This is a genomic window from Variovorax sp. GW821-FHT06D12 (genome assembly GCF_059419205.1).
The window spans coordinates 663,405-678,665 of record NZ_JBWKRI010000002.1; the positions used below are offsets into that span (position 1 = coordinate 663,405).

The window sequence follows — 15,261 nt, forward strand, 5'->3', positions numbered from 1 at the left end:
CGGGTATCGGCGCCCGCGCGCGAGGCAACTCCTACAATCATCCGATGGCTCTTTCTCCCGAAGTTTGTATCCGCGGCGCCGGCATCGTCGGCCGCACGCTGGCGCTGCTGCTGGCGCGCGAACGCGTGCGTGTCGCGCTGGTGGTGCCGCCGGCCCCGCCGGGCAAGGAAGACATCCGGGCGTACGCGCTCAACGCGGCGTCCCGCACCATGCTCGAATCGCTGCGCGCCTGGCCCGACACGGCCCATGCCACGCCGGTGCACGAGATGCAGGTGCACGGCGACGACGGCGGCCGGGTGCAGTTCAGCGCCGCGCGCCAGAAGGTCGAGGCGCTGGCCTGGATCGTCGACGTGCCTGCGCTCGAGCAGCAGCTGGCCGACGCGGTGCGCTTCCAGCCCCTGATCGACGTGGTGACCGAGCCCGTGGCCGCGCCGCTCACGGTGGTGTGCGAAGGCAAGACCAGCGCCTCGCGCGCGGCACTGGGCGTGAGCTACGAGGTCACGCGCTATCCGCAGCACGCCATTGCCGCGCGGCTCGAGGCCGCGCACACGCACGACGGCATCGCGCGCCAGTGGTTCAACGACCGCGGCGAGGTGTTCGCCCTGCTGCCGCTGGGCGGCGTGCACGGCAAGACGCTGGCGCTGGTGTGGTCGGTCGACCAGCTGCGCGTGCCCGAGCTGGTCGCGCAAAGCGCCGAAGAATTCAGTGCCGCGGTGAGCGAAGCCAGCCACGGTGAGCTGGGCTCGCTGCGGCTCACGAGCGAACGCGCCGTGTGGCCGCTGTCGCGCGCCATCGCCGACCGCTGGTCCGGCGCGATGCCCGGCCAGCCCACCCAGTCGTGGGTGCTCGCGGGCGACGCCGCGCACACGGTGCATCCACTCGCGGGCCAGGGCCTGAACCTCGGCCTGGCCGATGCGGCCGCGCTGGCCGACGTGATCCGCACCCGCGACTACTGGCGCAGCGTGGGCGACGCCCGGCTGCTGCGCCGCTACGAACGCGCCCGCCGCGCCGACGTGCTGCAGATGAGCCTGGCCACCGACGGATTGCAGCAACTTTTCTCACACAACCTGGGTCCACTGCCTGCGTTGCGCAACTGGGGCATGCGCGGTTTCGACCGCACGCGCTTCGTGAAGCACTGGATCACCGCACAAGCCATGGGCCTGAAGGCCTGACGCCCCGCGCCCACCAGCCCTCCACCTTTTTCCCGAAACCTTCCCGATGACCTTCGTCCGCCACCTTCTCGTCGCCGCCTGCGCGCTGCTCACGCTCTCCACCGCCGGCGCGGGCGAGGCCGAGATCCGCAAGAACCTGCCGACGCACATCCCGCAGCTGCCGCCCATCGAGGAAGTCACCAAGACGCCCGTGCCGGGCCTGTACGAAGTGCGCGTCAACGGCAGCCAGATCCTGTACACCGACGAGCAAGGCGGCTACCTGCTGCAGGGCAGCCTGATCGACGCCAAGACCCGCCGCAATCTCACCGAAGAGCGCGTCGAGAAGCTCACCGCCGTCGCCTTCGACAAGCTGCCGCTGAAAGACGCGATCAAGATCGTGCGCGGCAACGGCAAGCGCAAGGTCGCGGTCTTCGAAGACCCGAACTGCGGTTATTGCAAGCGCTTCGAGAAGGACATGAAGAAGGTCGACAACGTGACCGTCTACATGTTCCTGTACCCCGTGCTCGGCCCGGATTCGACCGCCAAGTCGCGCGACATCTGGTGCAGCAAGGACCCGGGCAAGGCCTGGGCCGACTGGATGGAAGGCAACGTCAAGCCCGCCGCCGCCGCCACCAGCTGCAACGTGACGGCGCTGGAGCGCAACGTGGAGTTCGGCCGCAAGTACAACATCACCGGCACGCCCACGCTGATCTTCACCGACGGCAGCCGCGTCCCGGGCGCGATCCCCGCCGAGCAGGTCGAGAAGCAGCTCGCCGCCGCCAACTGATCCGATGGCGACGACCTCCGCTTCCCGGCGCGCAGCCGCGGCTGCAACCGCCACGCCCGCCGTGCATTGCCGCGTCGAGTGCGCCGACCTGCATGCGCGCCTGTTCGCCGTCACGCTGACCATCGCCGCGCCCGCCGCGCAGCAGCGCGTGGCGCTGCCGGTGTGGATTCCGGGCAGCTACCTCGTGCGCGAGTTCGCCAAGAACCTGCAGGGCCTGCGCGCCACGCAGGGTCGCCGCAAGCCGGTGCTGACGCAGCTGGACAAGTGCAGCTGGCAGATCGACTGCGTGCCGGGCCAGCCGCTGGTGCTGCACTACCAGGTGTGCGCCTACGACAACTCGGTGCGCACCGCCTGGCTCGACGCCACGCGCGGCTTCTTCAACGGCACCAGCGTGTGCCTGCGCGTCGAGGGCCAGACCGAGGCGCCGCACGCATTGGAAATCGTGCCGCCCGCGCTGCCGGCCGACGCCGCGCGCTGGTCGTGCGCCACCGCGCTCGTGCCGACGAAGGCCGACAAGCACGGCTTCGGCAGCTACCGCGCCGCCGGCTACGACGAACTGGCCGACAGCCCGGTCGAGATGGGCGCCTTCTGGAGCGCCGAGTTCGACGCCTGCGGCGTGCCGCACCGCTTCGTGATCGCGGGCGCCGCGGCCTCGTTCGACGGCGATCGCCTCATTGCCGACACCAAGGCCATCTGCGAAGCCGAGATCCGCTTCTGGCACGGCGACAAGGCCGGCAAGCGCGGCGGGCCGAAGCTGCCGATCGACCGCTACGTGTTCATGCTCAACGCGGTGGATGACGGCTACGGCGGGCTCGAACACCGCCATTCCACCGCGCTCATCTGCAACCGCCGCGACCTGCCGCTGCGCGGCGAAAAGAAGAAGCAGCCCGAGGGCTACACCACGCTGCTGGGCCTCATCAGCCACGAGTACTTCCACACCTGGAACGTCAAGCGCATGCGCCCGGCGGAGTTCGCGAGCTACGACTACAGCCGCGAGAACTACACGCAGCTGCTGTGGTTCTTCGAAGGCTTCACGAGCTACTACGACGACCTGCTGCTGCGCCGCGCCGGCCGCATCGACGACGCCGCGTACCTGCGCCTGCTCAACAAGACCATCAACCAGGTGCTGCAGACGCCCGGCCGGCTGGTGCAGCCGGTGGCCGACGCGAGCTTCGACGCCTGGGTCAAGTACTACCGCCAGGACGAGCAGACGCCCAACAGCACCGTCAGCTACTACACCAAGGGTGCGCTGGTGGCGCTGTGCTTCGACCTCACGCTGCGCCAGGAAGGCAAGGGCACGCTCGACGACGTGATGCGCCACCTCTGGACGCAAGGCAACGGCGGCCCGATCAGCGAAGCCGACATCGCCGCCGCGCTCGAAGCGGTGGGCGGGCGCTCGTACGCCCCCGAGCTCGCGCGCTGGGTGCATTCGACCGACGAACTCCCGCTGGCCGACCTGCTGCGCGCGCACGGTGTGGCCACGCTCGACGACCCCTCGCAACCCGCGCAGGCGCTCGGCCTGCGCGTGGCCGAAACCGGCGGCAGCGTGCAGATCAAGGTGGTGCTGCGCGGCGGCGCCGCCGAAAAGGCGGGCTTCTCGGCCAACGACGAATGGCTCGGCATCGAGCTGCCGGCCGTCGGTGGTCGCAAGGGCGCGGCGCAACCCGCACAGGCCTGGCGCCTCACCAAGCTCGACGACCTGGCGCTGTACCTCGGTGATGCCACCAAGTGCACCGCCCTCGTCGCGCGCGACCGCCGGCTGCTGCGCCTGCCGCTCACGCTGCCGACGGACTCGACCACGTGGCGGCTGTTCTCGCACGACGCGGCCAAGATCACGGCCTGGCTCGCAGCCAAGCCTTGATTTCTTCCGTTCAGGCCGGGTGATCGACGGCCGCCGCCAGCGGCGGCCGCACGAACAGCATCGGCTGCGGCTCGCCCACCAGCACGCAGGGCTTGCCAGTGCGGCGGCAGTGGTCCTGCACGCGCCAGTAGGCACCGTGGCTCACGCAACCGGTCTGGCAGATCACGAGGTCGGCGGCGCGCAGGCCCGCCTCGAGCGCCGCGGGGTCGTCGGCCTCGTCGCCGCCGTCGTGGTGCAGGTAGTGGCCGCCGGCAATCTCCACGAGCTGGCGCGCCAGCGAAGGCGCCTCGGGCGCCGCTTCCGAACGGCCCACGCACAGCACCGACTTGGCCCGCAGGTCGGCCGGCACCTGCGGCCCCGGCGGCAAGGCATGGTGACGTCGGCCGCCCGGCGCCAGCAGCGCATTCAGGCGCTGGGGCAAGGCACTGCCTTTGGCGGCGCGCGCCGCCAGTTCCTCGCGCACGATGGCAATCGCCGAGTCGCGCGCCACCAGTGCGCCGCGCAGCCGCACGATCTGCGCCTCGAGCCGCTCGACCCGGGCGGCCTGCTCCATCAGCAGGCGCGAGCAACGCTCCTGCACCCGGGCATAGGCCCGCAGCAACACGGCATGTTCTTGCATCGGGAAGTCCATGGCGGCCATTCTAGATGAGAACAATTCTCAAATGAAACACCCGCGCGTCAGCGGGCCCGAAGCCTGGCTGGGTATAGTGGGACGCGTTTTTTTCCCCACCTCCCCCGGAGACAGCGACACCATGAGCTACGAAAACATCGACGTGCGGACCGAAGCAGGCAAGGTCGGCATCATCACCCTCAACCGTCCCAAGGCCCTCAATGCGCTGAACGACGCGCTGATGACAGAGCTGGGCCAGGCGCTCAAGGCCTTCGACGCCGACGACGCCATCGGCTGCATCATCCTCACGGGCAGCGAGCGCGCCTTCGCGGCCGGCGCCGACATCGCGGCGATGGCCAAGTACAGCTTCATCGACACCTACAAGGGCGACTACATCACGCGCAACTGGGAAACCATCCGCTCGATCCGCAAGCCCGTCATCGCGGCCGTGAGCGGTTTCGCACTGGGCGGCGGCTGCGAGCTGGCGATGATGTGCGACTTCATCATCGCGGCCGACAACGCCAAGTTCGGCCAGCCCGAGATCAAGATCGGCGTGATCCCCGGCGCCGGCGGCACGCAGCGCCTGCCGCGCGCGGTGGGCAAGAGCAAGGCCATGGACATGGCGCTCACCGCCCGCATGATGGACGCCGCCGAAGCCGAGCGCGCGGGCCTCGTGAGCCGCGTGGTGCCCTACGAGAAGCTGGCCGACGAAGCGCTGGGCGCCGCGCTGATCATCGCGGGCTTCTCGCAGATCGCCGTGATGGCGGCCAAGGAATCGGTCAACCGCGCCTTCGAGAGCGGCCTGAGCGATGGCGTGATGTTCGAACGCCGCCTGTTCCACGCGCTGTTCGCCACGCAAGACCAGAAGGAAGGCATGGACGCCTTCCTGGCCAAGCGCCAGCCGGACTTCAAGAACGCCTAATCAGGCTGATCGTCGCGGGCCCGGCGGCCGCAGCAGCGGTTGCCGTCAGCGGGTCCGCGACAGCGCCGTGCGCAGGGCCTCGAGCGCCTGCGCCGGCGGCGTGCCGATGGAGGCGGGGCCGCCCGGCTGCGGCGTCCACCGCACCTGGTCGCCCGCGATCTCGAGCACGGCCAGCAATACGCCGTCGCGCCGCAGTTCGATCCGCGCCTCGACCGGCGCACCCCATTCCCCGCCCGACACGGTGGCCGCGCGCGCCACGGTGTTCACCAGCGCCGCGAGGCCTTCGGTGTCGCCGCGCATCTGGCGCGTGGTGGCGCCGGCGCGCGTGATGTCGAGGGCGGTCCAGCGGTCCAGTGCCGTGAAGCCGCCGCTCACCACGGCTTCGGTGGCTGCGCGCGGCGCCGCCTTGGCGGCCGCCGACGGAGCCGGCGCGGCTTGCACGGGAGCGGCGCGGCGCTGCAAGCCGGCGACATTCGCGCTGGCACCGCCTTGCGCGGCAAGCGATGGCGCCGTTTCTGCCGACTCGCGCTGCATCGGCGCTGGCGCTGCAGGCGCTGCAGGTGCTACGGCCGGCGCCGGCGGTGCGGCTGCGTAAGGCATCGGACTCTGGCCGACATCGGCCATGGGCGGTGCAGCCGGCATGGGCGCGGATGCGATGGCCGGTGCGGCGGGTGCAGGCACGGGCGCCGGGGCTTGCACCACCGGGGCCGCGGGCGCCGCCTTTTCCATCGTCCGTGCTTCGTCCTTCTGGACCGACGCCGCCGCAGGGGCTTCGCGCCGCCGCGACGCTTCACGCGTTTCCTGCGTCTCGCGCTGCTTCAGGGTTTCTTTCGCATCGCGCGCCGCTTCGCTGCGCTGCGCTGCGGGCGGCGCCGTGTCCGCCGTTGCGGCCGGTTCAGCGGCAGGCGCAGGTGCCGCGGCGACTGCCGGCGCCTCAGCCGATTGCGCAGGCGGTGCCGACGCCGGCGCGGGCACCCCGGCCACTTGCGCCTCGCCATCGAGCCGCGCGTCGGGCACCGGCTCGCGATGCCACAGCACGGTGACGAAGGTCGCCACGAGCACGGTCGCGAAGGCCGCGTTCCACGGCATGCGCGAACGCGGACTGCCGCCGCCGAACAGGCGTCGCCACCACGGCGCGGCCTGCACCGCAGGGCCGGCCGCCGGCGCGGAGGCCGCGGCGAGGTTGTGCGCCATCTTCAGGATCGCCTCGCGCGTGTGGGCCGCGGGCACGGCGTCGCGGTCGGGCGCGTGATCCAGCGCGCGACGCAGCCGCGCGTCGTGCAGGTCGTGGTCGTCCATGCCGGTGCTCATGCGCGCTGCTCCAGCACCGACAGGTAGCGTTCCATGCAGCCGCGCAGCTTCTGCAGCCCGTAGCGCAGGCGGCTGCGCACGGTCTCGAAGCCGATCTCCAGCCGGGCCGCGAGCGCGTCGACGGTCAGGCCGTCTTCATGGTGCAAAAGAAAAGCAGCGCGCTGCTCGGCCGGCAGTTCGTCCAGGCAGGCCAGCAGCCGACGCCCGGCGGCGCGCCAGAACGCCAGCTCTTCGGTCGACGGATGCGCCGACAAGTCGGTGGCACCGTGCACACCGCGGTCCAGCGCCGGCACCGCTTCGCCTTCGTCGTCGGTCGCGTGGCCATCGAGCGTCACCTCGCGTCCGCTCACGCGCAGGCGGTCCATCGCGAGGTTGTGCGCGATGGTGAAGGCCCAGGTGCGCCACGTGGCGCCCTGCGGCGAAAAGCTGTCGCGCGCCGTGATGATCCGCACCCAGGTGTCCTGGAACACCTCGTCGGCCTGCGCGGCCAGCCGCGCGCCGAGTAGGCGCTTGACGAAGCGGAACAGGCCGCCTTCGTGGCGCGCATAGAGCACGTCGAAGGCGGCGGCGTCGCCGTGGGCGTAGGCCAGCATCAACTGATCGTCGGGCATGGCGTCGCGCTCGGTGGCGGTGCGGGCAGCAGCAGAAGGGGCGCGTGGCAGCGCAGACATCGCAGGATTGTCACCCGAGCTTGTACGGCGCACGGCGGCGATCGGGGTTAGGTCGAAACGCGATCCGACGCATTCGATTGCAGAAAAATCGACCTGAAAACGCCGGGAGTTGAACTGGGCCCAAAGCCTGGGCTATAATTTTGGGCTCGGTGCTGAATTGCACTGACGGCTCTTTAGCTCAGTCGGTTAGAGCGATGGAATCATAATCCACAGGTCCGCGGTTCGAGTCCGTGAAGAGCCACCAACACAGCCTCCCCGCCCCGGCGGAATGGCTCAAAAAGCCCTAAGTTTTCAACGACTTAGGGCTTTTTTCGTTCAGGCGTCCGACGCCGTTTCGCCCACCGGCACCCGGTCCAGCCGGAACGCCTCGGGCTCGCAGTGCACCAGGCGCCAGCCGTGGGCGCCGTGCAGCTGCAACTCGTCCACCACGTCCGTCAGCGTGCCGATGAGTTCGTTGCCCCAGAACCTGCGCGCGCCGCGCACGGGGTTGAGCATCTGCCGCAGCCGCGGAATCGACAGCACGCGTTCGGCGTTGAAGAAGAACTCCAGCGCCAGGTCGAAGGTGACCGGGTCGACGCGCTGCGTGCGGCCCGGGAAGCTCACGCTGCGGTCCATCGGCTGGAAGCTGTAGGCGCCCCACACGAGCGGCGTTGGCATCGCGCACGCCAGGCCGCGCGTTCGGAGCGACAGCAGGATGGTGCGGTAGAAGTCGTCGAACGCCGGTGCCGCTACGGGCGGGCGCCCCCGCAGGTGCCGCGTGGGCGCGGGCGCCTCCTGCGCCAGTGGAACGATCTTCGTCCCCATCAACGACAGCACGTCCGGCGCCTCCTCGCTCGCTGCCTCGGGCACGTCGGCCAGGAACAGCAGGTTCAGGCGGTCGCCCAGCGTCGCCAGTTCGTCGATGCTGGTGAAGACCAGCGGCGCCACGCCCAGCGCGCGCAGCACGCGCCGCGCGTACTCGCGCTCGCGCAGCGCATGGCCGAGCACGCCGATGCGGCGGGCGGGGCGCGCCAGGGGCTCCGAGGGTGCGGCGAAGAAGCGGCTCATGCGCGAGCGGCCTCGCGGTTCGCCGTGGCGCCAACGGCTGCGGGGCAATGCTTTCGGGGGCTCGGGCCGCGGTTCGCGACCCCGGTGATCAGGACCGGCATGGGTGCTCGAAATTCTCAAAAGAATGAATGAAGCCGCGTCCGCTGCGCCCGCGCTTCATGCCGCATGCGATGCGGCACAAGGCAGCGGGCCCACTGAGGCAACCCGGCGCTCACCCATCCTAGGAAGGCCCGCACGGCCCGTACATAGGACTGTTCCGAAAAGCCGCGCCTTTCGCGCCCCTCAGAGCACCTTTGCGCCGCGCAGCCAGTCCAGCAGCATGGCCGAGTCGGCGCGCATGCGCAGGTCGGCCGCCTCGGCGTCGAAGCGCGTCGTCACCTGGGCCGACTGGTTGTTGTAGTGGTCGCTCTCGGCGGTGAGCACGTCCAGCAGCGTGCGCTTGCCCAGGTGGTACCACTGCTCGTAGAAGATCTTGCGCACGCGGTCGGTTTCCTGGATCAGCTCGGTGTACTCGCCGGCACGGCTGGCCGCCGCGTCGCGCTGCTCGGCCGAGGTGCGCAGCCGGTAGGCCAGGTCGCGCGCCGAGGCCTCGGCCTTTTCCTCGCCGGCCGCCGCACGCTCGAAGGCCGCGCGTTCCGACGCGCGCCCCGAGCCCCCCTGGAAAGCGTTCCACTGCAGCGACAGGCCCGTGGACCACGGCTGCTTGTTGCCCGCCGAATCTTCCTGCGTGCTCTTGCCGACCACCCAGTTCAGCTGCGGCAGGCGGCCCGCCTTCACCGACTCCGCGTACAGGCCCGCGGCCTTCGCCTCGGCCCGCGCCTGCTGCATCGCCGGATGCTCGGCGCCGGCAATCAAGGCGTCCTGCAGCGCGACCGGGCGGATCTCCCATGCCAGGTCGGCCGGCCACTGCACCTCTTCGCCGACCAGCTTCACGAGGTTGACCTGCACCTCGCGCAGCTTGGCCACGATGGCGTCGCGGCCGGTCACGGCCTGCAGGCGGCGTGCGCGCGCCTGCGTGAGTTCGCTGGCGCGGCCGCGGTCGCTCTGCACGATCTGGCTCAGCATGTCGACCAGCTCTTCCATGCGCTTCACATAGCCCTGGCTGGTCTCGAGCGCCGCCTGGTGGCGCCGCTGTTCGAGCAGCGCCGACACGGTGTCGTACGCGATCTTCTGGCGCACCTGCTGCGCCGCCTGGTAGGCCGCCTTCGAGGTCTCGGTGCGGCTGTCGATGGTGGCGCTCAGGCGCCCCCAGTCGTACACCGGCGTGGTGATCGCGAGGTTGCCCGACGCGCTGCGCGTGCCGCTGTTGGCACCGCCGCCGAAGGTCGCGGACGGCGACGACACGCCCACCTGCACCTGAGGCCACCGCTGGCCCTTGGCCTGGTCGATGTCGTACTCGGCCGCCTTCCAGTTGGCCTGCGCCTCGCGCGCCTCGGCGCTGAGCTCGAGCGCCTTGCGCACATTCTCGTCGAGGTAGGCGCGCAGGCGCTCGCCCGCGTCGGCGCTGAGACCCATCGCCGAGGCGGATGCCACCACCTTGCGCATCTGGAACGGCGGCGGCGATGCCGCCACGAACGGCGCCGGCATCGGCATGGCCACCGGCGCCACGGCAACAGCCACGGCCGGTGCTGCAGCCAACCGCCGCGCCACCTTCAGCGCGGGCGCCTCGTCCTGCGACGCCTGCGCCACCGACGCACCGGCGCCGAACAGCATCGACACCGACAGCAGCGCGCACACGCCCGGCTGCATGGATTTGTTCTTCTTCGTTTTCATGAGGATCTCGACTCCTGCTCAGCGTTCGCGAAAGGCTTCGCGTGCCTTGAGCACCGGCTTCAGCAGGTAGCTCAAAACTGATTTCTCGCCCGTGCGGATCTCGACCGTGGCGGTCATGCCGGGAATGATGGGGAACTCCTTGTCGCCCGCGCTCAAGGAGGCCTTGTCCGTGCGCACCAGCAGGCGGTAGTACGACGTGTCGCCACGCGCGCCCTGGCGTGCCTTCTCGTCGTCCTTCAGCGTGTCGGGGCTCAGGTGCTCCACCGTGCCGGTGAGGCCACCGTAGATGCCGTAGTCATAGGCCGAGATCTTCACCGTGGCCGGCAGCGTCGGGCGGATGAAGGCCACGTCCGAGGGCTTGATCTTGGCTTCCACCAGCAGCTGGTCTTCCAGCGGCACGATCTCCATGATGTCCGCGCCCTGCTGGATCACGCCGCCGATGGTGTTCACGCGGATGTTCTTCACGGTGCCCTTCACGGGCGCCTTGATGGTGGTTCGCTTCATCACGTCCTCGCGCGCGCCCATGTTCTCCTTGGCCTGCGCCAGCTCGCCCTCGAAGCGCGTGAGTTCGGCGTTGGCCTCGGCCCGGTACTTGTTCTGGCGCTCGGCGATCTGCAGGCGGAACTCGTTGGCCTGGCGCTTCATGCGCAAGACCTCCACTTCCGACATCAGGCCGCGCGCCGACAGCGGCTCCGACAGCGAGATCTCGCGCTCGGCCAGCTGCAGGCTGCGCTGCAGCGCGCCCACGCTCTCGTTGAGCGTCTGGCGGCGCGCGTTGTAGGCCTGGGTCTCGTCGCGCACGATCGAGTCCACGCCCTGCACGTCCGGCGGAAACGCCAGCGGCTGCGCATAAGCCTCGGCGCGCAGGCGGGCGATGGAGCCCTTCAGCGCCTGCACCTTCGAGAGCCCTTCGCGGTACGACGCACCCGCGCGCGTCGGGTCGATCTCGAGCAGGATCTGCCCGCGCTCGACCACGTCGCCTTCGTGCACATTCATCTCTTCCAGGATGCCGCCTTCCAGGCTCTGGATGATCTGCTCGCGGCTGGCCGGAATCACGCGGCCTTCGCCCTGCGTGATCTCTTCCACCTTGGCAAAGTGCGCCCACACGCCGCCGACCACGAGGATCGTCGCGATGAGGTACAGCACCGCCAGGCTGCCCGGCGTCTTCTGCACCAGCATCGCTTCGCGCAGGTCTTTCACGAAAGGAGAGTCTTCGTGGCGCGCCTGGCCGCTCGGGCCTGGGCGCTTCGCGGGCAGCTTCGCCACGGGAGCCGGCACCTTCGCCGGCAGAGCCGCGCCGGGCATGGGCCCCGCGGTGGATTCGTTCGTGTTCATGGCATCGTTTCCTTGCATCGGGTGCGCGCTCACGCGGGCACCGGTTGTTCGTTCGGTTCATTGCCGGCCGCGCCGCGCAGGCGCGCCAGCACGGCGTCTTTCGGTCCGTCGAGAAACACCTTGCCGTCGCCGTCCATCACGACGATGCGATCGACCAGGTCGAGCACCGACAGCCGGTGCGTGGCCACCACCAGGGTCTGGCCCTGCGTGACGTGCGCCATGCGGCGCAAAAATTCATGTTCGGTCTGCAGGTCCATCGAGCTGGTGGGCTCGTCCATCAGCAGGATGCGCGGGCGCAGCAGCAGGCAGCGCGCGAGCGCCACCAGCTGGCGCTGCCCGCCCGAGAGGCCGTGGCCGCCCTCGCCGATGGGCATGTCGTAGCCGCGCGGATGGCGCGCCGCAATCGCGTCGATGCCGGTGATGCGCGCCACGTGCAAGAACTCTTCCGTGGTGGCCGACGGGTGGCCGATGGTCACGTTGTCGCGCAGCGTGCCGTGGAACAGGCGTGCGTCCTGGCTCAGCAGGCCCACGGCGGCGCGCACGTCGGCCGGGTCGATCTGGCCCACGTCGACGCCGTCGAGCAGCACCTGTCCGGCACCGGGCTGGTACATCGCGGCCATCACGCGCAGCAGCGTCGACTTGCCGCAACCGATGTTGCCCAGGATGGCGATGCGTTCGCCCGCCTTGATCGCCAGGCTCACGTCCTGCAGCACCGGCGGTGCCGGCTGCATGGGCGGCGCGGGGTAGGCAAAGTTGATCTTCTTGAGCGTGACGTGGCCGTTGAACACCGGCTTGGCCAGGTAGCGGCGCTCCGCCACGCGGTCGGCCGGCTTGGCCATCACCTGGTTGAGCGAGGTCAGCGCCGTCTTGGCCTGCTGGTAGCGCACCGCCAGGCCCACCACCGCCGCCAGCGGCGAGGTCGAGCGCCCCGCCAAAATGACCGTGCCGAACAGCGCGCCCATCGTGAACTCGCCCGCATGGATGAGGTACACGCCCCACACCACCAGCACCACGGTCTGCACCTGCTGGATCAGCGTGACGAGATTCACCGCCATGCTCGAGAGCTTGCGCGACTTCATCGAACTGGTGGCCGCGAGCGCGCTGAAGTTCTCCCACTTCTGCTGCATCACGCCCTCGCCGCGTGCGGCCTTGAGCGACTCGATGCCTTCGATCGATTCGATGAGCAGACCCTGCTTGAGCGAACCCTCGCGCAGGTTCTCCTGCATCACCTTGGCCAGCGGCCACTGGATGGCCACGCTGATGAGGATGATGAGCGGAATCGACAGCAGCGGCACCAGCGCCAGCGGCCCGCCGATCATGAAGATGATGCCCACGAACAGCAGGCAGAACGGCAGGTCCGACAGCGTCGAGATGGTGGCCGAGGTCACGAAGTCGCGCACCGACTCGAACTCGCGCAGCTGGTTGGCCGACGAGCCCGACGACTGCGGCTTGTGCTCCATGCGCGTGGACAGCAGCTTGCGAAACAGCATCGAGCCCAGGATCAGGTCGGCCTTCTTGCCCGCCATGTCCACCAGGTGCGAGCGCACGTGGCGCGCGCTGAACTCGAACACCATCGCAAACACCACGCCGATGGCCAGCGACCACAGCGTGACGTAGGCCTGGTTGGGCACCACGCGGTCGTACACGTTCATCGTGAAGAAGGTGCTCGCCAGCGTGAGGATGTTGATGAGCAGCGCCGCCAGCGCCGCGCTCGCGTAGTAGCGCCGGTAGCGCCACAGCGTGGAAAAGAGCCAGTGCCCTTCCGACTCCTCGGCCTCGGGGCCGGCGCGGTCGTCCAGCTGCGCGTGCGGCTTGGCCAGCAGCGCGTGGCCGCCGTACAGCGCGGCCATCTCCTGCACGGTGAGCGTCACCGTGCCCGTGCCGGCTTCCGGCAGGATCACGTCGTAGGTGGCCTTGTCGCCCTGGCCGTTGCGGCCGGTGATCACACACGCGCCGCCTTCCTTGCGCAGCGCCACCACCGGGAACAGGTACGAGAGCAGGTCGCCCACCTCGCGCTTGACCCAGCCCGCGCCGATGCCCGCCTGCTCCAGGATGCGCACCGCCAGCGTGGGCGACAGGCGCATCTCGCGCGGCAGGCCCGCCTGCAGCGCGGCCTCGCTCAGCGTGCGGCCGTGGTGCGCGCACAGCCAGTGCACGGCGCGCAGCAGCGTGTCGCGCTCTTCCGCCACCATCTCCATCGCGGGGGGCACCTTGCCCGGCGCGTCCTGCGCCATCACTGCAGCCATGTCGTTGTCCTTCTTGCTCGTGGTGATGCGCAAGGCGGGGGGTCCGTCCTGCATCGCCTTGCCGCGCTCCGACGTGTGCGGCGGGCGGCCTGTGGTTGAAAAAATCGGGCCGGCACGGCCCCTTGCCGGGCGGCGCGCATCGAAGCCGCCGTGAATCCCGGAGTGGAAAAACGCAGCGCCACGGTCGTCCCCGCCATGCCGCGCAGGGCGCATCGCCGGGGGCTTTTTCTTCCTCTTTTTTCTGTCAGTGAGAGAAGAAATCCCGGCGCCTTTCCATGCCAGGAACTTTACAAATGAAGGCCCAAACGATCCATCGGACTCGTCTGAAAACGAGGCTTGCGCCGGGCACGCCGAAAAGGGCGTGGCCCGTGCCGCAACGGCACCGGACCACACCCTGGGAACGCAAACGGCCCGTGCTCGCGCGGGCCGTGCGTGCGGCTTACTTCTCCCCTTGCACCACCACCTCGACGCGGCGGTTGGGTGCGTTGCAGGCGATCAGCGCATCGCGCGAGCGGCCCGGCGGGCAGAACACCGCCTGCTCCGCGCTGCCGACGCCTTCGGACACCACGCGCTCCGTGGGCAGGCCTTCGCTGGCCAGCAGTTGGCCGACCGTGCGCGCACGCTGCTCCGACAGGCGCTGGTTGTCGGCCACCGAACCGATCGGGTCGGCATGGCCGCGCACCGCGATGCGGCTCACGCCCTCGGTGGAATGCGCGCGGATCTGCGCGGCGGCCTTGGCCAGCTCTTCACGGCCTTTGGGCGAGATCGCGGCGGCGTCGCCGCGGCCGAACGCGAACAGCGCGTCGGTGCTCAGCGAGTAGCGCGCCTTCTCGACCAGCGGCGCCGGCGCGGCCAGCTCCCTGCAGGGCTGCACGGCGCTCGCGCGGCTGATCACGTGGCGCTGCTCGTGCGCGCCCGACAGCATGCGTTCGGCGTCGGCGCGGCGGTAGGGCACGGGCGAGCCCGAGCCGTCCTGTTCCGACACGGCCACGAACACCGTCTTGCCGCCTTCGAGCTCGGCGCGCGTGCGGGGCTGCGACTTGCCTTCGTAGGTGGGCGCATCGCCGAGGTAGGCCTCGACCGAGTGGTTGCCCGGGGCCACGCACAGGCGCGTGAAGCTGTTGGGCAGCAGCGCGGCGTGGAACTCGCCGTTCACGTACACGTGCGCCGCACCGGGGCGCTGGCCGGCGGCCGAGGTGCTGACGGGGCGAAAGAAGATCACCTGGGCCTGGTCGGCCGCTGCAGCGGGCAAGCCGCGGTAGGCCGGCCCCTGCCGGACCGCAGCAGCGCCCGGCTTCTGCGGTTGCTGGGCCTGCGCCGCGGTCGCCGCCAGCACGCCCAGTGCCAGGAGTGCGGCGGCGCGGACGCCGCGGTAGGAGAAAAGAAAAGTCGAAGGAAGCAACGAGGACATGAATGGCTCCGGGTGCCCCGCACGGGGCACGCATGAAAAATGAATGAGAAAAAAGTGGGGCCTCGACGCCGCGGCCAGCCAGCAGCGCCTGGCAGCCATCGGCTGCCACGCGCATTCACCGGCCGGGCGACGGGCC

The 15,261-nt window shown here is 70.0% G+C and carries 12 protein-coding genes and 1 tRNA gene; 5 read left to right on the forward strand and 8 right to left on the reverse strand.

Annotated features, from left to right (window positions below):
- The first annotated feature begins 44 nt into the window (after positions 1–44).
- From AC07SQ_RS09555 to AC07SQ_RS09565, 3 genes are read left to right on the forward strand one after another with little or no spacing between them, the layout of a single operon-like run.
- Positions 45–1,172 (forward strand): FAD-dependent monooxygenase, encoded by a 1,128-nt coding sequence (locus AC07SQ_RS09555; protein WP_495272031.1) that lies wholly within the window; start codon positions 45–47, stop codon positions 1,170–1,172.
- Positions 1,173–1,218: 46 nt separating this feature from the next.
- Positions 1,219–1,938, forward strand: a complete 720-nt coding sequence (locus AC07SQ_RS09560; RefSeq protein WP_070062774.1) for a DsbC family protein — start codon at positions 1,219–1,221, stop codon at positions 1,936–1,938.
- A 4-nt stretch (positions 1,939–1,942) separates the two neighbouring features.
- On the forward strand, positions 1,943–3,799 hold the full coding sequence (locus tag AC07SQ_RS09565) for a M61 family metallopeptidase (RefSeq protein WP_495272030.1): 1,857 nt from the start codon (positions 1,943–1,945) through the stop codon (positions 3,797–3,799).
- Between the two features lie 10 nt (positions 3,800–3,809).
- On the opposite strand, the gene AC07SQ_RS09570 is transcribed toward AC07SQ_RS09565, so the two are convergent.
- Positions 3,810–4,418, reverse strand: a complete 609-nt coding sequence (locus AC07SQ_RS09570) for a DUF2325 domain-containing protein (protein WP_495272029.1) — start codon at positions 4,416–4,418, stop codon at positions 3,810–3,812.
- A gap of 133 nt (positions 4,419–4,551) precedes the next feature.
- On the opposite strand from AC07SQ_RS09570, the gene AC07SQ_RS09575 reads away from it, so the two are divergent.
- Positions 4,552–5,331 (forward strand): enoyl-CoA hydratase, encoded by a 780-nt coding sequence (locus AC07SQ_RS09575; RefSeq protein ID WP_159272885.1) that lies wholly within the window; start codon positions 4,552–4,554, stop codon positions 5,329–5,331.
- Between the two features lie 45 nt (positions 5,332–5,376).
- On the opposite strand, the gene AC07SQ_RS09580 is transcribed toward AC07SQ_RS09575, so the two are convergent.
- The gene (locus AC07SQ_RS09580) at positions 5,377–6,642 is read right to left on the reverse strand and encodes a hypothetical protein (protein WP_495272028.1); all 1,266 of its coding nucleotides are present in this window, start codon (positions 6,640–6,642) and stop codon (positions 5,377–5,379) included.
- Positions 6,639–7,313, reverse strand: a complete 675-nt coding sequence (locus AC07SQ_RS09585; RefSeq protein ID WP_495272027.1) for a sigma-70 family RNA polymerase sigma factor — start codon at positions 7,311–7,313, stop codon at positions 6,639–6,641. Before AC07SQ_RS09585 ends, AC07SQ_RS09580 begins: the two co-directional genes overlap by 4 nt.
- Positions 7,314–7,480: 167 nt before the next feature.
- Here AC07SQ_RS09585 and AC07SQ_RS09590 point away from each other — a divergent pair.
- Positions 7,481–7,557, forward strand: a tRNA-Met gene (locus AC07SQ_RS09590).
- A 71-nt stretch (positions 7,558–7,628) separates the two neighbouring features.
- On the opposite strand, the gene AC07SQ_RS09595 is transcribed toward AC07SQ_RS09590, so the two are convergent.
- The 5 genes from AC07SQ_RS09595 to AC07SQ_RS09615 all read right to left on the reverse strand — a co-directional run bounded on the left by AC07SQ_RS09595 (position 7,629) and on the right by AC07SQ_RS09615 (position 15,125).
- Positions 7,629–8,360, reverse strand: coding sequence for a hypothetical protein (locus tag AC07SQ_RS09595; protein WP_495272026.1), 732 nt, complete (start codon positions 8,358–8,360; stop codon positions 7,629–7,631).
- Positions 8,361–8,642: 282 nt separating this feature from the next.
- Positions 8,643–10,133, reverse strand: coding sequence for a TolC family protein (locus AC07SQ_RS09600; RefSeq protein WP_495272025.1), 1,491 nt, complete (start codon positions 10,131–10,133; stop codon positions 8,643–8,645).
- An 18-nt stretch (positions 10,134–10,151) separates the two neighbouring features.
- A complete protein-coding gene (locus AC07SQ_RS09605) occupies positions 10,152–11,468 on the reverse strand; it encodes an HlyD family type I secretion periplasmic adaptor subunit (RefSeq protein WP_495272024.1) in 1,317 nt (438 codons plus the stop codon).
- Between the two features lie 29 nt (positions 11,469–11,497).
- Positions 11,498–13,747 (reverse strand): type I secretion system permease/ATPase, encoded by a 2,250-nt coding sequence (locus AC07SQ_RS09610; RefSeq protein WP_495272023.1) that lies wholly within the window; start codon positions 13,745–13,747, stop codon positions 11,498–11,500.
- A gap of 406 nt (positions 13,748–14,153) precedes the next feature.
- Positions 14,154–15,125: an OmpA family protein gene (locus AC07SQ_RS09615; RefSeq protein WP_495272022.1), complete on the reverse strand. Its 972-nt coding sequence runs from the start codon at positions 15,123–15,125 to the stop codon at positions 14,154–14,156.
- Positions 15,126–15,261 lie beyond the last annotated feature (136 nt).